This window comes from Crocosphaera sp. UHCC 0190 (assembly GCF_034932065.1).
Classification (GTDB): Bacteria; Cyanobacteriota; Cyanobacteriia; order Cyanobacteriales; family Microcystaceae; genus UHCC-0190.
The window spans coordinates 234007-254304 of record NZ_JAYGHP010000001.1 but is presented as its reverse complement, the minus strand read 5'-3'; the positions used below and the strand labels follow the sequence as shown (position 1 = coordinate 254304).

Genomic DNA, 20298 nt, shown 5'->3' with positions numbered 1-20298 from the left:
TGATTAATTATAACACAAAAAAAAAATATTAAATGTCTTTAATTTTGGAGATAAAGTTGTTGCTCAAAAAAAGTTTCAAATAACATCTCCCCCCATCCATACCCATGGCCTTTAATCCTTGATATAATTTAATTATTTTGACTGGGTAACAATTCTAATGGGCGTAAGCGATAATAAAAACAGGATCGCATATTGTAAAAATCCCTGGGGAGAGTTTGTGAATTGGTGTGGGTTATCATCTTTTTTGTCTCATGCTTCTGAGTTAGGGGAAATCCCCGTCAAGGGGTCTCAAACCACTATCAGAAAAGCCCAATTACAGGATGTGAAAAAACTTGCTGAGGTGCTAACCCAAAGTTTTCATCCCCATTCAGGACGGTTGTCTGTGTTACAACCCTTGTTACAATTAAGCGTCTCTGAAGATCTGCGATCGCGCTTACGGACTGCTGCGCCTCATTATTGCTGTTTAGTCGCCATTGAAATTATGCCAACCGTAACGGGAGAACCGGAAAAGGTCATTGGTACTATCGAGTTAACCCTGAAAACAGGATTGAATACCCATTACCCTTACATTAGTAATTTAGCGGTACTTCAGAGTCATCGACGACAGGGAGTAGCCCGTCATTTACTGCTGAAATGTGAACAAATTGCCTGGGAATGGGGATATAAAACCCTAAATCTCCATGTTTTAGACAATAACGATGCCGCCAAACAACTCTATCTTGCCAGTGGTTATCAACTGTTAGAAAACGAACTCAGTTGGCAAAATTGGCTCTTTCAAAGTCCACGACGGTTATTGTTACAAAAAACCCTAACCATTCATGAGGGAGAAACCTGCGATGTCAGACCCTGAAATCAACCTTGAACCGGAGCAGAAACGAGAACAACAAGTGAAGGATATTTTATCTCGTTTGCATAATCAAGAGTTATTGGTGATTAACCCCCGTCGCAAAAATGGCTTGATTCTTTATAAACCCTATCATGCTGAATTTGCTGGGCCAGGAGCAGCGATAGGGGCGGAATTTGATGGGGATGTGATTGATGTGCTTCCTGTGGGTAAACTCTCTCTAATCATGGCCAAAACTTCCCAGGAAAGGGTTAATAGTTACTTAATTCGACGACAATGGATTAAATTAGCCAAGCAAATTAGTGATAATGCTATCCCGCAACAACGGGCCCAAGTTATTCTCAACCAATTTGAACATTGGTTTGATGTGGATACAGCCAGTCAATTACCTGATGAGGCTTTTGGCTTATTAGTTGGGGTACTCCCCCAAACGATGAAAAAGGTACGCAGTGAAAGCGAATTGTTGTAATCTATTATTGGTATTTTTTTCAGTTAGAAACCCCAACGCTCTATAAGTTGGGTTGGGGTACTTTATCAATTCTTTTTCTAACGATATTTCTCAAAGGCACTCATTAAGGTTGCATCAGGATTATCAATACAATAATCTGTTACTTGATTGGTTGCTTCTCGTAAGGCAATGCTATCGACCATCATTTGATTCTTTTTAGCACTGATAAATCCATGAAAAAATACTAGGGTTAGTCGTTTGTCTTCCCCTGGCATTTTTAGAAGTTCTCGACAGCTAACTTTACTCAAATCAACTTTGGTATCTTCCGCATTTTCTTGGGCATAACCGGGCATGATTGCCAGTTCACTAACGATGGCAGTTAATACTAGAATTCCCCAAACTTTTTTCATTAATTTCATGGTAACTCCTCAATTATGATGATTAAAACTTAATTGTTATCTGAGGGGTGCTCCCCGCATACAATCATTAAAAGCTTGTTGAAAAAGGCTATCATAATCTGATGCTCGACGCGCACTACCGCCAATGATACCGACAACTGAACCAATGGCTGCACCTGTTCCAGCACCACTTCCCCCATCAACAATAGCACCAATGGCCGCACCACTGGCCGCACCTCTGGCCCCTCCTCTCAAAAAGCCTCCCCTTGCATTGCGATCAGCAAAATCTCTGGCATATCCTTCACAATAAGACTGAGAACGAGATGACCATTGAGCAAGGGTAATATGAGGAGAAAACAACAGAAAATTAGCCACAATAATTGTGGCAATTGTGAATCGTTTTTTTCCTTGTCTTGACATAGTTTTACTAAGTTTGGATACTATGATTTTGTGATTTTATCATGTTTGATCATAATTGATCGTGCCTTAAACATTAACTCGTTTCCGAGGTTAAGTTAATCCCCCCTTGAGGCATTTTCCCTGATAAAACTTGCAGGATATTTGTGGCCGCTTCCCAGGCAATATCCCGGCGTATTTCCTCAACGGCTGAGCCAAGATGGGGGGTAAAAAATGTATGACGGTTATCAGTTCTTAAAGTTTCACAAATTTCTTGGGGACGCTCAGCAATTGCCCAATCTTCCATCTCAAATACATCAGCAGCATATCCCCCTAATTGTCCCGATTCAATGGCAGCAGCAATCGCTTTTTCATCAACGACGGAACCCCGACAAGGATTAATAATAAAACTTTGGGGTTTCATGTGGGCTAAACTATCTTGATTAATCAGATGATAAGTATTAGGAATTAATGGCACAGCTAACACCATATAATCACTATAATTTAAGAGTTCTTCAAAGGATACTCTCGAAATTTTCCAGGCAGTTTCTTGATAGACAGATAAAGGTATGGGGTCAGTATAAACTAAGTTCATCTCAAAGCCTACTAAGCGTTTGGCTAAGGCTTTTCCTAATTTTCCCATGCCGACAATACCGAGGGTTTTATGTAACAATCCGGTACTGTATAATTGAGGTTTCCATCCCTGAAATTGACCACTACGAATTAAGTGATCGCCTTCTAACATTCTTCGCCCTAAGCCAATCAATAATCCAATGGTTAATTCTGCTGTCGGTGCTGCCAATAAATCAGGAACAATAGTAAACCAAATTCTTCGTTTTGTACAAGCTTCTACATCAAAATTATCATAACCTCTTAAGGCTCCTGCAATTACTTTTAATTGGGGACAAGCCTCTAAAAATTCTGAGTCAATACAATCAGGCATAAATACCATTAATGCCTCAGCATCTTTTGTTCTTTTGATAATTTCTTCACGGGGTAAAGTGTCCTGCGTTTGATTGGTAATGACTTCACAAGTTTGACTTAAATAGTCAATTACTTCATCATGAATCCAATGGGTAATAACAACTTTTGCTTTGGGTATCATTTTATTAGGATATTATCTATTCACTTAATTGTTGACGTAAATAGTTACTGAAACTATCGACTAAAGTAACCATCATTAAGACTACCAATAACAGGGCAGAAACTTCTTGGTACTTTAATAAACGTAATGCCCCAATTATCTCAAATCCGATGCCACCTGCTCCTACTGCTCCTAATACCATTGATGCTCGAAAATTATACTCCCATCGATAACAAGTAACATCAAGAATCTGGGGTAAAACTTGGGGAATAATGCTATGAAAAATGATTTGTAATTGATTAGCTCCGGCGGCTCTTGCTGCTTCAATAGGTTCTTTATCTGTATGTTCTATGGATTCTGCAAAAAATTTTCCCACCATACCTACCGAATGAAATCCTAATGCTAATACCCCAGGAAGTGTGCCAAACCCAACTGCAGCGACAAATAAAATTCCTAGGATCAATTCAGGAATTGCTCGCGCTATATTTAGAATCATTCTTGATAGCCAATAAATGGAAAAATGGGGGGTTGTATTATGAGCCGCACCCAAGGCTATAAACAAGGACATAACAATGGCTATCCCTGTACCTGCAATACTCATGGCCATGGTATCAATTAAAGGTTTAATCCAGTTTAAAGCACGACTAAAATCTGGGGGTAACATTTCTCTAATCATGTCAATTAAATCAGGAATTCCCTCCGATAATCGTTGTCCATCGAATAAACCAACGACCCCAAAACTAATCAAAATAATTCCTATGATTATCAAAATTTTGCTTAGGGAATTGTACCAGATTCTTTGTTGTTGCCTGAGTAAACTTTCAAATTTATCTGTATTGCTTATCATTATTGTTCGGTATTATTCAATCAGGAACTCCAAGGCTATTTACTGAGCTTTTCAAAATCAAGATCAAGCACTTTTCCTAACTTTCTAATCCCATCATAATCTTTATCTTCAACTGACTTAAATCCCTCCGCTTTAAATGGTTTAAGGACATTTTCATCATTTAATTCTAGAAATGCTTGCTTAATTTTTGTTTTTAATTCAGGGTCTAAATCGGCTCGCATTGTCCAAGGATATTGGGAATAAGGTTGAGATTCACCAATCACAATTACCTTGTTTTTATCAATGGTTCCCTGTTCAATTAATGTGGTAAAAATGGGTTCACTTAATCCTCCAGCTTGGGCTTTTCCATTCTGTACAGCAACTGCGACAGCATCATGGGCCCCCACAAATACCTCTTCATAATTTTCCCCTGGTTTTAGTCCTTTTTCCGTTAACATTGACTTGGGGATTAAATGACTAGAAGTAGAAGCTTGATCCCCATAGGCCATGGTTTTTCCTTTGATTTTTTCATAGGAATCAATTCCTTGTTCAGCATTACCAATAACTACCGCTTTATAGGTTGTTTTTCCATCTTTTGATAAGGCAGCAAAGGCTTCCATATTACTCTTTGTTTTCGCTAAAACATAGGATAAAGGCCCAAAATAAGCTAAATCTAATCGCCCTTTACTAGCTGCTTCAATCATTGAGGAATAATCCGTACTGACAAATAATTCAACGTCTTTATTGAGTTTATTTTCTAAATAAGTTTCTAGTCCTTTATTATTTTGAATTACGGTTGCTGCTGCTTCATCAGGTAATAAAGCAATAATTAATTTCTGAGGATTTGCTTTAGTCTCAGCTTTTGTAGATTCACTATCAACATTAGAAACTTGTTCCTTAGAACCACTACAACCTACTAAAGTTAGTAATCCCAATAAAATAACACTGGTCAATTGTTTATTCAGCTTTGGACTTAACATCATACTCTCTTAAAAGACTTCAAACATCAATTATAGGCATTCTACAGCAAAAATTAATATAATTTTTATTTATTTAACAATGTATTCTAGTTAACATTTAAGGGGATGAAACCTGATAAATTTTTGCCAGTTGTTCAGGTCTGATGTCTGAAGAACTACCATCAAAGACAATAGTACCATTAGCTAACCCAATAATGCGATCGGCATAGTCTAAGGCGAGGTCAATTTGGTGTAAACTAACTAATGTCCCGATGCCATCTTCTTGACAAATTTGCCGTAAATTTGATAATACTTGATGGGCAGTATTAGGATCTAAACTAGCAACGGGTTCATCTGCCAATAAAAAGCGTGGTTGTTGGGCTAAAGCGCGGGCAATTCCTACCCGTTGTTGTTGTCCTCCACTTAGAGAATTGACAGGGGTTAAGGCTTTTTCTAATAACCCAACTCTTGCTAAACAATTTAAGGCAATATATTGATCTTTTTTGGGCAAGGGAAAGAAGCTTCTCAGGGTAGAATGATAAGCTAAGCGACCAATTAACACATTTTTGAGGGCAGTTTGTCGGGGAATTAATTGATGCTGTTGAAAAATCATCCCTGTCCTTTGACGGTGTTTCCGTAAAATTTTAGGGTGATTTAAAACCCCTAAAGTTTGAGAAATCACTTGACCACTGGTGGGATAAGTCAGAAAGTTTATACAGCGTAATAAAGTAGATTTTCCCGCACCAGAAGATCCTAAAATCACCGTAAATTCTCCCTCCGTAAATTCAAGGGAAATGTTTTGGAGTGCTACGGTTCCATCTTGATATGTTACCCCAAGGTTGTCGAGTCGAATCATCTTTTTTAATCGGCAAAAGTTACCCTTAATTTTAGATAAAGTCTACCGTAAAATTGTTCTTATTTTCAAGGGAGATAAGTATTCTTTCGGAAAGACTGGTAATCATTAAAATCCGTAGGTTTTCGAGTTTACTTTGAGGGGATTAAATTTTATGATCGAGAGTAACCTACTCTGAAAATTTATAAAAATAGTAACGACCAAAAATAAAGAGGTTAATTATGTATACAAACCAATCACCATCAATGTTTGATACTTTAGAAGGATACGAAAATTTTGTCAATGAATTACTGGAAAAAGAAACCAGTCTAACCGTCGATCCTTTGCTAGACTGGGAAGATGCCATTCGTAGCCATAATTTCCTCTTAAAATCAGTTGAAAACTAATTCAATCACCAGAACTTGACAAAATTGGCAATGTTCAGACTGGCAACTAACTCAGGATAGACTAAAATCTTAACTATCCTGGGTATTTTTGGCGGCCTTGGGTCAAATTGTTATACAGTTGAGAAGCAAAAAATAGCTGTTGTAGTCTCAAAGCGATCGCCTAGATAATGAAAAGTTTGTGGAATGAGCAAGATGCGGCTAAATATCCCACAGAGTTAGCCTTAAGAGTATATACTTCCCGATTATTAGGACAAGATCCCTCATTAGTCTTACATGGTGGGGGCAATACTTCGGTTAAAATTCGTCAAACTAACTTAGTTGGGGAAACGGCAGAAATTCTCTATGTTAAAGGCAGTGGTTGGGATTTAGCTACCATCGAAGAAGGGGGATTTTCTGGGGTAAAAATGCCCCATTTGCTGAAATTAGCCAAACTTACGGCATTATCAGACTCCCAGATGGTCAATGAACTAAAAACACAGATGATCCAGCCTAATGGCCCATCTCCCTCCGTTGAAACCATTCTCCATGCCATCTTACCCTACAAATATGTAGATCATACCCACGCGGATGCGGTTGTTACCATCACCAATACAGCAGAAGGAAGACAGAGAATACAGGACATTTACGGCGATCGCGTCGTCATTATCCCCTACATTATGCCAGGCTTTGACCTTGCTCGTCTCTGCGCCCAAGAATTTGCTGCCCAAAGGGGAGATAATACGATTGGCATGGTATTAATGAATCATGGTATCTTTTCCTTTGGAGAAACCGCCCAAGAATCCTACCAAGGGATGATTGAGTTAGTCTCTCAAGCAGAAGACTATCTAAAAAAACATGATGCTTGGAATATTCCTCAAACTCCCGTAACTGTCCCCCAAACCCCCCTAAGTCACACTTTAGCGGAGTTGCGTTATCAAGTCTCAAAAGCTGCAGGGTTTCCCCTCATATTGGCCCTACATCAAAGCCCAAAAACCCTAAGATTTGCCCAAAGAGACGATATTCAGACCATTTCCCAACAAGGCCCCGCCACTCCCGATCACGTTATTCGCACCAAACGCTTACCCCTATTGGGACGGGATGTACAGGGATATGTAACCGCTTATCAAGACTACTTTAAGACTCATCTGGCCCAAGCTAAAGAGACGAAAACGATGCTTGATGCTGCCCCTAGGGTAATTTTAGACCCAGAATTAGGATTAGGTGCGATCGGACAAAATGCCAAAGCAGCGGCCATTGTTGCTGATATTTATGACCATACCATTGATATTATCCAACGAGCCACCGAATTAGAAGGATATGAAGCCTTACCCTCCCAGGATATCTTTGATGTGGAATATTGGGAACTCGAACAAGCAAAATTAGCCAAAGGGGGAAAACCTCCCGTTTTTGCAGGGGAAGTAGCCCTAGTTACGGGGGCCGCTTCGGGTATTGGCAAAGCTTGTGTAGAGTCCCTATTAAAACGAGGGGCCGCAGTGATAGCACTAGATATTAACGGGGAAATTACCCAGTTACATAAACGCCCTGATTTTTGTGGTATCCCTTGCGATCTTACCGATGAAACCGCCATTAAACAAGCCTTAGAGCAGGGAATTAGACAGTTTGGGGGTATTGATATGATGATCCTCAATGCGGGCATTTTCCCCCCGGCCTGTCGAATAGAAAACCTTTCAACGGAACAATGGCGACGCATTATGAATATTAATCTTGATGCTAATTTAGTTTTAATGCGGGAGGTACACCCCTTCCTAAAATTAGCTCCCAAAGGCGGTAGAATCGTGGTGATTGGCTCGAAAAACGTGCCGGCCCCCGGCCCAGGAGTTGCAGCCTATTCTGCCTCAAAAGCGGCGTTAAATCAGTTAACCCGTGTGGCTGCTTTAGAATGGGGTAAGGATAAGATTCGCCTCAATTCTATTCATCCTAACGGGGTCTTTGATACGGGTATTTGGACAGAAGAAGTATTAGAGGCGCGGGCCAAACATTATGGTTTGACAGTGCAAGAATATAAAACCAATAATGTGTTAAAAGAAGAAGTTACAAGTCAAGATGTGGCGGAATTAGCTGCCTCAATGTGTGATGGGTTATTTAGTAAGATAACCGCGGCCCAAATTCCTTTAGATGGGGGAAATGAACGAGTTATTTAATTCCATTTCATGATAGTTAAAATGATCAAGTCAATTAAGTTTCCTTTCCTTTCTCTTGGGGTTGTTCTACTGACTTATAGTACCTTTGGCTGGTATGTTGGTGCTTCTGTAACAACCTGGACTCATTGGTTAGTTGAACGGGGAAAAACCTGGGGATGGTTTTTTGAAGATCAGACGGTTTTTCTCGTACTTCACATAGTAGCAGGTTGTGTCGTGTTGTTAATTACATCGAGTTTAGTGGCCCCGGTTGCTTTGGTAACAATTTTATTCGGCAGTGGGTTTAAATCTGATAATCGAGCAATCTTTGCGGTTTTGTTTTGGTCATTTGCTGTTGTCTTTATGCTACGATGGCTCGGAGATTTTATGAGATTTTTGATCTTGTTATGTGCTGCTATTTTAGGTAAATTAGAATTAGAAAAACAAAATTATCCAGAATGGCAAGTTTTGTCATTATTAGGAGTTATTTGTTTAGGAGGATTTGGTTTGGGTTTATTCAGTTATTATAGCTTACAGGGTAGATTATTTTAAGTTTTATTGGCGATGTTTGCGGCTTGGCGAAGGGCGCGGGTTTGTTCTAATATATCTTCAACATTTTCTTGGGATAAACTTTCAACATAATTAACTTTAATCTCTTCTAATAAGTCATTTAAGAGGGATTCAATTTGTTCAATACTGTGCTTTTCTTGGAGTTCATTTCCCATAGATTTACTGAATTTTTCAATCAATTTTTCCAGCAGTTGATCAAATTCAGTATCTTCGACTAAGAGTCCTTGAAGTCCTACAGATAAACCATAATAAAGTTGAGAGACTAATCTTTCTGTTAGCTGATTTTGTATGGTTTTGAGTCCAGGAATATTGGCTAAGCCTTGATAATTTGGAGTTTGGCTTAGGGCTTTTTCGACATTATACTGTAAAAACGCTTCTGCTTCAGGGCGAATTTCTGGTAACACTTTTTCAATCACGACATGAGACATTAATTTCACTAATTCAGAGGTTTCATTAATATCATTAAGATCAATATATTGATGAGTATTTTGCTGCATCAGTAAATCCCTGACAATGCCTTCTTCAATAGAAGATTGAACTTGATTAATGACTTGAAGAATAACGACTTCCGTAATGTCTTGGGCAATACTAGCAACAAAACCCTGACTTGCTTGTTTTTGAATTGCTTTGAGATCAATTAATTTTGCTTGATTTAAACGAATAGTTAAGGGAATAATTCTTAAGATACGGAACAAGGGAATTAAAAGAAAAATATCATACCAACGCCATAACATCGCATCAAACCAACTAACACCAGTATGACGGCGACTAATATACCAAGTACGGGCTAAAAATTCTGTTAAAAATATTAAAAAGAAAGGAAAATCTATTAAGCCAAAATTATCAATTGGTTGCCCATTTTCTCCCACAGGACGAAAATAATTTGTCTCGATTAAAGGACGAATTCTTTCATCAAAAAAGTTCAATTCTTCTCGCCAACCATTTTTACGGAAGTTTTCAGCACTCCAAAACTGCTCAAAAGCTTCTGTTGCTGAACTATCTTCTGTCTCAAAAATGTGTTGACGCATTTTATTTTTTATCCGTTCTAAAGTTCCCGTCTTATTGGCTATCTGAAAAGGATTTTGGTTAATCATGTCTCGACTTCTCAGTCGCAAATCAGCTAATATTTTCTCAATTTCTTCTGTTACCTTTTGTCTTTCATCTGGTGTTTTATTAGAAAAAACTTGCTGATTAACTGCTTCATTAAGATTGTCGATTCTTTGTAAATATCGAGCCGTATCTCGATGAGGTTCAATTCCTTTAATTACATCATATTTGGTGATAATTTCTGAAAAAATAGGCGGTAAAATTCTTAAGGGTTTTGGGGGAATATTTCGCTCAAATCTCCCTAATTTTATAAATATTTGTACCCTCCCCTGTAACCAAAAATCTCGGAGAGGAATATAAGTTAAATTAAAAATAACGATACTATAATTAGCGAGGACAATTAACGCCATGATTTTTTCAAACCAGAGACGGGGACGGAAAAACTTTTTTTGAGAACGGGAGGAAATTTTAGTTAGGGTCATGGATCAGGATTTTTGGGATGATAAGATTAACAGGATTGGGTGGTTGGTGAGAGGAGAAATGATAAGATGATAAGATGAGAGATGGTAGAATAAGAGAAATAAATTAATTTAAGATATTCCCTTAATAAATAACCTAACAGTTTGTGATGAATTTAACAACCCAAGAATCTTATAATTATAAAGTCGGTGGAAGTCTCGCTTTTGATCATCCAACTTATGTCGAACGTCAAGCAGATAAAGACCTATTGACTGCCTTAAACTTGGGTAAGTTTTGCTATGTTTTTAATTGTCGTCAGATGGGAAAATCGAGCTTGAGGGTGCGAGCAATGCACCAATTACAAGACCTAGGAATGAGTTGTGCCTCAGTTGATATTACCAGTTTAGGCAGCGATTTAAGCCAAAAACAATGGTACAGTGGCATTATTACTCAATTATTTTTAGGTTTTAATTTAGTTGGGAAAGTTAACTTAAAAGTCTGGTTGCGGGAACGGGAGGAGTTATCAGGAGTTCAAAAATTCAGTCAGTTTTTGGAAGAAGTTTTATTAGTTCATTGTCCGGGAGAAAAGGTTTATATTTTTATTGATGAAATTGATAAGGTTCTCAGTTTAAAATTTTCTTTAGATGACTTTTTTACCTTAATTCGTTTTTTTTATAATCAAAGAGCAGAAAATCCCAAATTTGAAAGATTAGTCTTTTCTTTATTTGGTGTAGCGACTCCTTCAGACTTAATTCAAGACAAAACTCAAACCCCTTTTAATATCGGACAACCCATAGAATTAACAGGATTTACCCCAGAAGAAATTGAACCCCTTGCCCCAGGTTTAAGCCCCATTAGTCCCCATCCTCTGGCAGTATTAAAAGCCGTTGTAAATTGGACAGGAGGACAGCCATTCTTAACTCAAAAATTATGTAATTTATTGTTAATTAATTCTGCCATTATTCCCCCAGGACAAGAAGACAAATGGGTCGAAAATTTTGTCAAATTATCTATTATTGAAAATTGGGAATCTCAAGATGAACCCGTTCACCTCAAAACCATTCGAGATCGACTTTTTAGGAATGAAAAACGGGCCGGAAGACTCCTGGGAATGTATCAACAAATTTTACAACAAGAATTCTTGGAAACCGATGAAAGTCCAGAACAAACAGAATTAAGATTATCAGGATTAGTAGTCAAACGCAATGGTCATTTAGTGGTTTATAATCCTATTTATAAAAACGTTTTTAATCAAAAATGGGTCAGTAAAGAACTAGAAAAAATTCGTCCCTATTCAGAAATGTTTACCGCTTGGCTCAATTCCAATTATGAAGATGATTCCCGTTTATTGCGGGGACAAGCTCTTAAAGATGCTCTCGGTTGGGCCATGGATAAAAGTTTAAGTAACTTAGATTATAAATACTTAACTGAAAGCCAAAACTTAGATAAACGAGAAGCCGAATTCAATCTCGCCGCCCAACAACAAGCCAATGAAATCTTAACCCAAGCCAATCAAAAAGCCCAACGCATGATCCGCTTAGGAATCGGCATATTAGCCGTTTCTTTGCTGGGTGCGACCATTGCCTTTACCCAAGCAAAATCAGCCTTTCAGAAGCAAAAAGAAGCGCAAATGGGGACACAATTAGAACAGACTGGGGATAGTGCTTGGCGACAATTTGAATTTGAACAACTGGAAGGGTTAGTCTCTGCCATGGAAGCAGGTCAAAAATTGAAAACCTTAGTGGAAGATCGGCGACTTTTAGCAGATTATCCCGCTACTAGCCCCATTTTAGCCCTAGAGCAAATTCTTGATCGCATTCAAGAAAAAAATAAACTCACGGGCCATCAAGATGCGGTAAATAGCGTCAATTTTAGCCCAGATGGTCGCTGGATAGCCACTGCTTCCAGTGACGGTACTGTACGTCTTTGGGACAGTCAAGGACGGCAAAAAGCCCTATTAACGGGTCATGAAGGCAATATTTATGGGGTTGTCTTTAGTCCTGATAGTCAACATATTGCCACCGCGGCTCAAGATGATACAGCTAGGGTGTGGGACTTGAACGGCAAACAATTGGCTATCCTCAAAGGCCATACAGCCTCGGTTTATAGTGTTACCTTTAGTCGAGATGGTCAACGTATTGCCACCACCTCACGGGATGAAACCGCGAGAATTTGGGACTTACAAGGACGACAACTGGCTATCTTAAAAGGTCATAAAAAATCCGTGGATGATGTGGCTTTTAGTCCTGATGGTCAATTTGTGGCTACTGCTTCACGGGATGGTACAGCAAAATTATGGGATAGCCAAGGAAAATTGCTTAAAAGCTTACAATACGACGCAATTCCTTTCTATAGCATCAGTTTTAGTCCTGATGGTCAACTTATTGCTACAGGGGCGAAGGATGGTAAGATCAGAATTTGGGATAAACAGGGAAATTTGCGCTTAACATTGGAAGGTCATCAAGAATTAGTCAATAGTGTGGTTTTTAGTCGAGATGGTCAGTGGATAGTCAGTGGATCAAGTGATGGTACCGCTAGACTCTGGAATACTCAAGGGCAAGAGGTGGCCATATTAAGGGGACATCAAGATCCTGTCTATGATGTGGCTATTAATGCGACGGCAAGCCGTTTGGCCACCGCTTCGAGTGATGGAACGGTTAAATTATGGGAACTCAATAAGGCAAATGAGCAAGGCTTTGATACCCTCAATAATTATCTTACCAGTGCGGATTTTTCTCAGGATGGTAAATTATTAGCGATCGCTGATGAAAGTGGTATGGTTTATCTCTGGAATTTACAGGGGAAAAAAATACAACAATTTGAAGCTCATGGTAGTGGAGTTAATACGATTAGTATTAGTCCTGATGGTCAAACAATTGCTACTTCTGCTAGTAATGGAAGCGTTAGATTATGGGATTTACAAGGTAAATTATTAGGGGAATTAAATGACAATACAGTTAGGGTTTATAGTATTAGTTTTAGTCCTGATGGTCAAAAATTAGCGATCGCTAATCGCTCAGGAGGAGTTTGGTTATGGAATATTCAGAAAAAACCCTATCAATTAATTAAGCATTTTACGGCTCATGATGATAGCATTTATCAGATAATATTTAGTCCTGATGGTCAAAATATAGCTACAGGATCAGCCGATGGTACTGCTAAATTATGGGATTTACAAGGCCAGCTTTTACAAACTTTTACAGGACATCAAGATCGGATCAATTCCTTAAGCTTTAGTCCTGATGGCCAGTATTTCTTAACAGCATCTAAGGATAGTACCGCTAAATTATGGAACTTAAAAGGGGAACTATTAAACACCCTGAAAAGTGATTTATTTCCTATCTCCCGTGTCGCATTTAGTCCCAGTGGTGACTATATAATTACGGCTTCACGGGATGGTACAGTAAGATTGTGGGATAAACAAGGAAATCTTCATACTAAGATGAAAGGCCATCAAGAATCTGTGGAAAGTTTACAATTTAGTCCTGATAATCAACAAATACTTACTATCGCTAGAGATGGCATGGTAAAAGTGTGGCCAGTAGAAGAAGAATTTGCCCGCTTAAACTCACTTTTAGACCAAGGATGTCATTGGTTACATGATTATTTAGTCACCCGTCCCCAAGAACAAGAAAAATTATCCAGTTGTTTTAATCAAATATCTGAACCTTAAAAATTCCCGAAATTTCAACTTTAATGATCCAAAAGGAAAAGTTTTATGATATACTGTCTCATAATGGGAAATATTGAGCCATTTTGAGAGACATTAGAAATTTAAAACAAATTGAGTTATTTGATGATTAAAAATAATAACTCATCACCTCATCACCCCTTCACTCCCTCACCCCCTCACTCCCTCACCTTTCCCCTAAAGATATATCTGCTTTTGACCAGGCCTTGTGAAAGTCAGCCTGTATTTGAGTCGCTGCTTCTAATTTTCCTTGGGCTTTTAGACTCTGTGTTAAGCCAAATAATGACCAACCATTATGAGGATGTTCTTGTAAATCTTCTCGATAGACTGCCTCTGCTTCCCTTGCCGTGCCTTGTTTAAGCAGTTCTGCCCCAAGGGATTGACGGATGGGATAATACCAATAGGGAGGTTCCATATAGGGTAACTTATCCTGATAGTTAATTGCCGTTTGATAATGGGCGATCGCCTGTGATTTTTTCTGACGTAAACTAGCTATTTGGGCGGCCAATAATTCATCAGAAATTTGCATCAAAGATTTAGCGGGAAGTCCTGCCGTTTCTAAGGTAGGAAGATTATTTTGTAACAATAATTGTTCCAATAGTTGTTTTTCTGCCATTGCTTGGGTCAAATCTCCCTTAGCTGCCCAAGCCATTCCCCTTGCATAATGCCACATAGCGAGGGTATAAAGTAACTTAGCTGACGGTTTGGGTTCTGTTAACACCTCATCCCATTGCTGAAACTGTACCAAGGCGAAATAGGGAGTAGGCAAGAAACCTTCTGTCATGGGAAACTGTTCTGCTAAGGAGAGCGGGACCTTAGAAACTAACTTTCTTGCTGCGGCGATCGCCTCTTGACTCCGGCCCTCCATACTAGCGGCGAACCAGAAAAAGTGAATATTATGGGGATAATAAAGCAGGGAATATAAGCCTTTTTCTTGAGAACTAGCCAAATAGGTTTCATCCGTGACGATCGCGTTTTGGTTAACCTCGGCCGCCTCATGATAACGCCCCACCCGTAGATAAATATGGGAAGGCATATGGACTAAATGGCCAGAGGCCGGAATCAAGTTTCGGAGGTTATCCGCAGCCATTTCTGCCTTTTCAGGATGATGGGAGGCTTCCACTGCATGGATGTAGTAATGGGTTGCCCCTGGATGTTTGGGGTTTTTGCTTAAGACAAATTCGAGGGCCTTCAAAACTTTTTGGGTTTCTGGTTTCGGTTCTCCTCCTTCTGTCCAATAGTCCCAAGGCATGAGATCCATTAAGGCCTCAGCGTACAAAGTGGCAGCATCTAGATCCTCTGGATATTGAGAGGACAATTGTTCCATTCCTTGGGCATAGGCCTGATCGAAGGCTTTGCGATCATCCACGGGTTGGGCAGAATAACGGTAAGCCAATGCCTTAATATAAGCTTGTTCGGGGGGAGTGACTTGATTACTGAGTTGACTTGCCTTGTGAATTGCTTGATAAGCCAGGGGCATGGAATCTTTACCCATAGGGGCATTAACATGAGGCCCTAGGGATAAGGCAACACCCCAATAACACATAGCACAGTTGGGGTCAAATTTAGCCGCTTGTTGAAATGAACGTAAGGCTTCGCCATGATTAAACCCAAAAACGTAGATTAAGCCTTGATCAAAATATTGTTGGGCTTGAGGGGATTGGGTGGTAATCTTATGGTGATAATCCCCTAAATTGTCAATCAGGGGAACCGGGTGATCGGGTTGGTTTAAGTTAAACCCCTTAACTGTTGTTGCCATTAGGAAATTTGGGCAAAGACAGAGGGAAATAGCTAGTAAACCGTATAAAACCAAGCTTTTTGTTCTTTTAATCTTCATAATCTTGGTTCCTCAAGAGAATCAACATACAGATTTATCCTAATTAATACAGATTCCTTTAGGGATAATCCTGAATTATTAATATTTTGTATCGTTTTGTAAACTCTAGCAATCCTAGAATGATTGATGAGAACTTTCGGTTCTCCGTTCTCCGTTGTCTTGAAATAGAAAGGCCATATTAAGACAAAGCTTTAAGTAGGGCTTGAAATTTTAGTTGAATTTCCGCTAATTCTTTGTGAGGTTCCGATCCTTCTACAATACCAGCCCCTGCATATAATCTAGCATGATTACCTGAGATTAAAGCGGAACGAATTCCTACGACAAATTCACTATTTCCTTGATAATCTATCCATCCTAAAGGTGCAGCATAAAGCCCCCTTTCAAATGTTTCATATCGCCGAATTTCTTCACAAGTTATCTCAGTAGGAAATCCTGAAACAGCAGGAGTAGGATGAAGTTTAGCAACGATTTCTAGGGGATGAATTTCGGGAGATAATTGAGTATAAATGGGTGTCCAAAGATGTTGAATATTGGACAATTTTAGTAATTTTAAAGGAGAGATTTGTGGTGTTAATCCTAAACCTAGTAAACGGTTAGTAATACAATCAATAACAACTTGATGTTCTCGTCTTTCTTTGTCACTTTTGAGCAAGTTTTGTCCTAAATCATCATCAAGTTTTTTCGTTTTACCTCTAGGGGCAGAACCCGCTAAAGCATCAGTCACTAATTGTTGATTTTGAATACTAATTAACCGTTCAGGACTCGCCCCAATAAAGCAATTTCCTTGACCATTATTAAGCGCAAAAACATAACAATCAGGATAAGAAATCCGTAAATTATTTAAGCAATTAATTAAAGAAAAATCCGTCGGAGATTTTAAATCTAAAGCATGAGCAAGCACTAATTTATGAAAATGATTAGCTTTAATTGAGTTTAAAGCTGAGGTCACAGAAGCTTGAAAATCATGGGACATTTGATACTTAGTTTGGGGATGAATTGAAGGGGTTAAATTAAACAAATATTGACTCGAACTATTAACTTGATCAATACTTTTAGTTTGGTTATTGATTTTTTGAATTATTTCCTTAATATTTGTTTGTTTGTCTATCAAAATATTGAAAGTTAAAACACAACGATTATTTCGCTTAATTAGTTGTATTTTGGGTAAAAATAATGAAGCAGACGGGAAAGGAAAACTTGAGTTATGATTTTTAACAAAAAAAGTAAAACCACAAAAAAAGTGAGGCGATGATTCTGCTAAATTTTGTTCACCAAGTCTAATAATTTTTTGCAAACAATCTTTAATAAATGTTTGAGATTGAGTAAATCTATCAGGGGTATTTAAACATAAAGATTGAGTCTTTCCATAACCGAGAATAGACTCTTTTTTACCTCGATTTTCCCAATAAAAAGAAAGCTCATTAGGTTTAGTAAAAGTCATTGATTGTTGTTTTTCTGTCAAAAAAGACAAAACCAACAAGGGATCAATAGACTCAATGATTTGAGAAAAACTGATAATTACTGATTTATTTGTTCCGTCTAAAGATGCTTGACAAGCTAAGAGTAATTGATCAAGCTTATGTTCATCGTACCCGACATTAGCACGATTAGGAATGACTGGTGCGGTAACAGACATCGTAAAGTTATTTATAATTTGTTCCACCTTAGCCTGATATTGATGGTATGTCTTGAATATCATCCATACCTTTTTTCTTGATGACGCTGTTATCCTAATTGTTCAGCATACCTCCTCAACCCTGTCAACCGTTAAAAAGGTCTTGTTTAACGATAGTATCGAAGAAAGGTATTCAAGTCAGGTTCTCGCCTTTTGAGCATCATATCATAGGGACAAGAGAACTTATATACAATTTATCGAAGTCGCATTTTATGACCACAACCACCCCCCTCAACCCCCCCTCAAAAGGGAAATTATGGCTTGCTGCCATCAAACCTCCTATGTACAGTGTCGCTATTATACCGATTACTGTGGGGACAGCGGCCGCCTTTTGGCAGACTCAGCACTTTAATTTTCCAATCTTTGGAACCTTTTTACTGTCAGCTATTTTAATTATTGCTTGGCTCAATATTAGCAATGATGTTTTTGACGCGGAAACCGGAATTGATAAAAATAAAGCTCATTCTATTGTTAATTTAACGGGCAATAAATCCTTAATGTTTTGGTTGGCTAATTTCTTTTTAGCTTTGGGAATGTTCGGAATTCTATTAATTACTTGGTGGCAACAAGATGCAACGGTATTAGGGATTATTCTACTCTGTTGCGCCTTTGGTTATAGTTATCAAGGGCCTCCCTTTCGTCTAGGATATCAGGGATTGGGAGAAATTATTTGCTTTTTTACTTTTGGCCCTATGGCAATTGCGGCCGCTTATTATTCCCAAACTCAACAGTTTTCTTTATCGAGTTTAATCCCTGGAACAATTATTGGTTTGAGTACCTCAATCATTTTATTTTGTTCCCATTTTCATCAAGTGGAAGATGATTTAGCTGCCGGAAAAAAATCCCCTATCGTTCGTTTAGGTACAAAGTTAGGTTCTCAAATTTTAACAGGGATAACCATTTCAATCTTTGTCTTAACCCTGATTTTTTCTTTATTAGGGATCATTTCTTCCTGGACTTTGCTAATTTTTCTCAGTTTTCCTACGGCCTATCAATTGGTTAATCATGTTCGACAATATCACGCTCAACCTGAAAAGGTTAGTAATTGTAAGTTTATTGCAGTTAATCTTCATTTTTTGAGTGGTATCTTATTGGCATTAGGCTTAGTTTTACCTAGATTTTTATAACAATGAGCGGGCATGAAAGGCTACCAATAGTAGCCTTGTCTATATTTGTCAACTAGGGCAAGGGTTTATAATAATCATTTTCATGCACCGAACCAATCGCAGTGTGATCCTGGTTGATACAATCAGGTTTTTGTGCATAATTACAGACCCTCGCCCATAAACGGGCGCGAGTCCCTGGGGGGCCAGCAGAAAAGATGACTTTATCTCCCTCCTCAATTTTGACACCACACACTGGACAAGTTTGTACATTAGGGTTAACCATAAGTAATTATTACTAATTGTTGTTGAGAGCTTGACACAGGATACAGCTATCAGGTAAAGGAAACAGTCGTTTTTGTTACAAGATAGTTAGGCTATTTCAATAGACTTTTTTCAACTTAAAGTTGTGTAATCATGGTGTTTAGTCTATGATAATAAAAATAACCTAAATTAAACCCAATCTAGGGATTAACAGAAGACAGTTTAGGGATTAGCCTAGAATACAGCAGAGGGCATCACCATTGATACAAGCAACTCTACATCAATTAAAAGTTTTTGAGGCGACAGCGCGTCATGGCAGTTTTACCCGTGCTGCGGAAGAGTTATTTATTACTCAACCGACGGTGTCCAGTCAAATTAAACAACTAACCAAAGCCATTGGTTTACCGTTATTTGAGCAAATTGGTAAACGTCTCTATCTGACGGAAGCGGGTCAGGAATTATTGCGAACTTGTCAGGGAATTTTTGAAAAGTTAGACAATTTCGAGATGAAAGTGGCTGATTTAAAGGGAACTAAACAAGGACAACTGCGTTTAGGGGTGATTACCACGGCTAAATATTTTATTCCCAGAATTTTAGGTTCTTTTTGTCAACAATATCCGGGCATTGAAGTATCCTTAAAAGTCACTAATCATCAACAAATTCAGCGACGAATGTTAGAAAATGAGGATGATCTTTATATTGTCAGTAATCCCCCGGAAGGACTAGATTTATGTACTCAACCCTTTTTAGATAATCCTTTAGTGGTGATTGCCCTTAAAAGTCATTCCCTGGCCGGCCAGAGCAATATTCCTATTAGCAGTTTAGAGGGAGAACCCTTTATCATGCGGGAACAGGGATCGGGAACCAGACAAGCTGTACAAAACCTTTTGGCTAAGCATCGGGTATCGGTTCATGTCAGACTTGAATTAGGCAGTAATGAAGCGATTAAACAGGCGATCGCTGGAGGGCTAGGAATTTCTGTTCTCTCCCAACATACCCTAATTTCTGAGGGGATAGATAGTGAATTAACGGTGTTAGATATAGAACATTTCCCCATTAAACGTCGTTGGTATGTGGCCTATTTAGGGGGAAAACAACTATCGGTAATTACTAAAGCTTTCTTAAATTATTTACTCGAAGAAAGTCCCAAGTTTTCTGTTCCCAATGTTCGTCCTTTATCTAAAAGTTTAGTGAATAATTAATTGACATTTAATCTTTAGGAGTGGAATAGTTTATAGTTTTTCTATTCCGCTCTCTAACTATTTTAAGACGTTTGAGTGAAGATAGTGTTTTATTCTTAAACAGTTGTTAAACAGGATATGTTAAAAATTTTATGGATAA

The 20298-nt window shown here is 38.5% G+C and carries 18 protein-coding genes; 8 read left to right on the top strand and 10 right to left on the bottom strand.

Annotated features, from left to right (window positions below):
* Positions 1-217: 217 nt before the first annotated feature.
* A complete protein-coding gene (locus VB715_RS01255; RefSeq protein WP_323299379.1) occupies positions 218-850 on the top strand; it encodes a GNAT family N-acetyltransferase in 633 nt (210 codons plus the stop codon).
* Complete coding sequence (locus VB715_RS01250) at positions 837-1313, top strand: hypothetical protein (protein ID WP_323299378.1); 477 nt, start codon at positions 837-839, stop codon at positions 1311-1313. Before VB715_RS01255 ends, VB715_RS01250 begins: the two co-directional genes overlap by 14 nt.
* Before the next feature lie 77 nt (positions 1314-1390).
* On the opposite strand, the gene VB715_RS01245 is transcribed toward VB715_RS01250, so the two are convergent.
* The 6 genes from VB715_RS01245 to phnC form a co-directional block, all read right to left on the bottom strand.
* The gene (locus VB715_RS01245; protein WP_323299377.1) at positions 1391-1711 is read right to left on the bottom strand and encodes an HdeA family protein; all 321 of its coding nucleotides are present in this window, start codon (positions 1709-1711) and stop codon (positions 1391-1393) included.
* Positions 1712-1747: 36 nt separating this feature from the next.
* A complete protein-coding gene (locus VB715_RS01240) occupies positions 1748-2110 on the bottom strand; it encodes a hypothetical protein (RefSeq protein WP_323299376.1) in 363 nt (120 codons plus the stop codon).
* Between the two features lie 73 nt (positions 2111-2183).
* Complete coding sequence (locus tag VB715_RS01235) at positions 2184-3191, bottom strand: phosphonate dehydrogenase (protein ID WP_323299375.1); 1008 nt, start codon at positions 3189-3191, stop codon at positions 2184-2186.
* Between the two features lie 16 nt (positions 3192-3207).
* Positions 3208-4017, bottom strand: a complete 810-nt coding sequence (gene phnE, locus VB715_RS01230; protein ID WP_323299374.1) for a phosphonate ABC transporter, permease protein PhnE — start codon at positions 4015-4017, stop codon at positions 3208-3210.
* 35 nt (positions 4018-4052) lie between these two features.
* Complete coding sequence (phnD, locus tag VB715_RS01225; protein ID WP_416336901.1) at positions 4053-4976, bottom strand: phosphate/phosphite/phosphonate ABC transporter substrate-binding protein; 924 nt, start codon at positions 4974-4976, stop codon at positions 4053-4055.
* Positions 4977-5073: 97 nt separating this feature from the next.
* Positions 5074-5811 carry a phosphonate ABC transporter ATP-binding protein gene (phnC, locus tag VB715_RS01220; RefSeq protein WP_323299372.1) on the bottom strand — a complete coding sequence of 246 codons (738 nt, stop codon included), beginning with the start codon at positions 5809-5811 and terminating at the stop codon, positions 5074-5076.
* A gap of 218 nt (positions 5812-6029) precedes the next feature.
* Here phnC and VB715_RS01215 point away from each other — a divergent pair, with 218 nt between their 5' ends.
* The 3 genes from VB715_RS01215 to VB715_RS01205 all read left to right on the top strand — a co-directional run bounded on the left by VB715_RS01215 (position 6030) and on the right by VB715_RS01205 (position 8863).
* Positions 6030-6194, top strand: a complete 165-nt coding sequence (locus VB715_RS01215; RefSeq protein WP_323299371.1) for a short-chain dehydrogenase — start codon at positions 6030-6032, stop codon at positions 6192-6194.
* A 167-nt stretch (positions 6195-6361) separates the two neighbouring features.
* Complete coding sequence (locus tag VB715_RS01210) at positions 6362-8335, top strand: bifunctional aldolase/short-chain dehydrogenase (protein ID WP_323299370.1); 1974 nt, start codon at positions 6362-6364, stop codon at positions 8333-8335.
* A 21-nt stretch (positions 8336-8356) separates the two neighbouring features.
* Positions 8357-8863: a hypothetical protein gene (locus tag VB715_RS01205; RefSeq protein WP_323299369.1), complete on the top strand. Its 507-nt coding sequence runs from the start codon at positions 8357-8359 to the stop codon at positions 8861-8863.
* Here VB715_RS01205 and VB715_RS01200 read toward each other — a convergent pair.
* Positions 8860-10410, bottom strand: a complete 1551-nt coding sequence (locus VB715_RS01200; protein ID WP_323299368.1) for a hypothetical protein — start codon at positions 10408-10410, stop codon at positions 8860-8862. The two genes, VB715_RS01205 and VB715_RS01200, sit on opposite strands and share 4 nt — an antisense overlap.
* A gap of 146 nt (positions 10411-10556) precedes the next feature.
* Here VB715_RS01200 and VB715_RS01195 point away from each other — a divergent pair, with 146 nt between their 5' ends.
* Positions 10557-14060 (top strand): eIF2A-related protein, encoded by a 3504-nt coding sequence (locus VB715_RS01195; RefSeq protein ID WP_323299367.1) that lies wholly within the window; start codon positions 10557-10559, stop codon positions 14058-14060.
* A 184-nt stretch (positions 14061-14244) separates the two neighbouring features.
* Here the strand turns inward: VB715_RS01195 and VB715_RS01190 are convergent, their stop codons facing one another.
* Together VB715_RS01190 and VB715_RS01185 are read right to left on the bottom strand one after the other, a co-directional pair.
* Positions 14245-15915, bottom strand: a complete 1671-nt coding sequence (locus VB715_RS01190; protein ID WP_323299366.1) for a hypothetical protein — start codon at positions 15913-15915, stop codon at positions 14245-14247.
* Positions 15916-16093: 178 nt separating this feature from the next.
* Positions 16094-17551: an isochorismate synthase gene (locus VB715_RS01185; RefSeq protein ID WP_323299365.1), complete on the bottom strand. Its 1458-nt coding sequence runs from the start codon at positions 17549-17551 to the stop codon at positions 16094-16096.
* A gap of 251 nt (positions 17552-17802) precedes the next feature.
* Here VB715_RS01185 and menA point away from each other — a divergent pair, with 251 nt between their 5' ends.
* Complete coding sequence (menA, locus tag VB715_RS01180; RefSeq protein WP_323299364.1) at positions 17803-18717, top strand: 2-carboxy-1,4-naphthoquinone phytyltransferase; 915 nt, start codon at positions 17803-17805, stop codon at positions 18715-18717.
* A 52-nt stretch (positions 18718-18769) separates the two neighbouring features.
* On the opposite strand, the gene VB715_RS01175 is transcribed toward menA, so the two are convergent.
* Entirely contained in the window at positions 18770-18979 is a 210-nt protein-coding gene (locus VB715_RS01175) for a hypothetical protein (protein ID WP_323299363.1), read from the bottom strand.
* A gap of 238 nt (positions 18980-19217) precedes the next feature.
* On the opposite strand from VB715_RS01175, the gene VB715_RS01170 reads away from it, so the two are divergent.
* Positions 19218-20159: a LysR family transcriptional regulator gene (locus VB715_RS01170; protein ID WP_323299362.1), complete on the top strand. Its 942-nt coding sequence runs from the start codon at positions 19218-19220 to the stop codon at positions 20157-20159.
* Positions 20160-20298 lie beyond the last annotated feature (139 nt).

Bases quoted from the DNA above. Each gene is read 5' to 3' on its own strand.
- phnD (WP_416336901.1), bottom strand. From the start codon at position 4,976: ATGTTAAGTCCAAAGCTGAATAAACAATTGACCAGTGTTATTTTATTG.
- VB715_RS01240 (WP_323299376.1), bottom strand. From the start codon at position 2,110: ATGTCAAGACAAGGAAAAAAACGATTCACAATTGCCACAATTATTGTG.
- VB715_RS01235 (WP_323299375.1), bottom strand. From the start codon at position 3,191: ATGATACCCAAAGCAAAAGTTGTTATTACCCATTGGATTCATGATGAA.
- VB715_RS01195 (WP_323299367.1), top strand. From the start codon at position 10,557: ATGAATTTAACAACCCAAGAATCTTATAATTATAAAGTCGGTGGAAGT.
- phnE (WP_323299374.1), bottom strand. From the start codon at position 4,017: ATGATAAGCAATACAGATAAATTTGAAAGTTTACTCAGGCAACAACAA.
- VB715_RS01245 (WP_323299377.1), bottom strand. From the start codon at position 1,711: ATGAAATTAATGAAAAAAGTTTGGGGAATTCTAGTATTAACTGCCATC.
- menA (WP_323299364.1), top strand. From the start codon at position 17,803: ATGACCACAACCACCCCCCTCAACCCCCCCTCAAAAGGGAAATTATGG.
- VB715_RS01250 (WP_323299378.1), top strand. From the start codon at position 837: ATGTCAGACCCTGAAATCAACCTTGAACCGGAGCAGAAACGAGAACAA.
- VB715_RS01175 (WP_323299363.1), bottom strand. From the start codon at position 18,979: ATGGTTAACCCTAATGTACAAACTTGTCCAGTGTGTGGTGTCAAAATT.
- VB715_RS01210 (WP_323299370.1), top strand. From the start codon at position 6,362: ATGAAAAGTTTGTGGAATGAGCAAGATGCGGCTAAATATCCCACAGAG.
- VB715_RS01185 (WP_323299365.1), bottom strand. From the start codon at position 17,551: ATGTCTGTTACCGCACCAGTCATTCCTAATCGTGCTAATGTCGGGTAC.
- phnC (WP_323299372.1), bottom strand. From the start codon at position 5,811: ATGATTCGACTCGACAACCTTGGGGTAACATATCAAGATGGAACCGTA.
- VB715_RS01190 (WP_323299366.1), bottom strand. From the start codon at position 15,915: ATGAAGATTAAAAGAACAAAAAGCTTGGTTTTATACGGTTTACTAGCT.
- VB715_RS01215 (WP_323299371.1), top strand. From the start codon at position 6,030: ATGTATACAAACCAATCACCATCAATGTTTGATACTTTAGAAGGATAC.
- VB715_RS01200 (WP_323299368.1), bottom strand. From the start codon at position 10,410: ATGACCCTAACTAAAATTTCCTCCCGTTCTCAAAAAAAGTTTTTCCGT.
- VB715_RS01205 (WP_323299369.1), top strand. From the start codon at position 8,357: ATGATCAAGTCAATTAAGTTTCCTTTCCTTTCTCTTGGGGTTGTTCTA.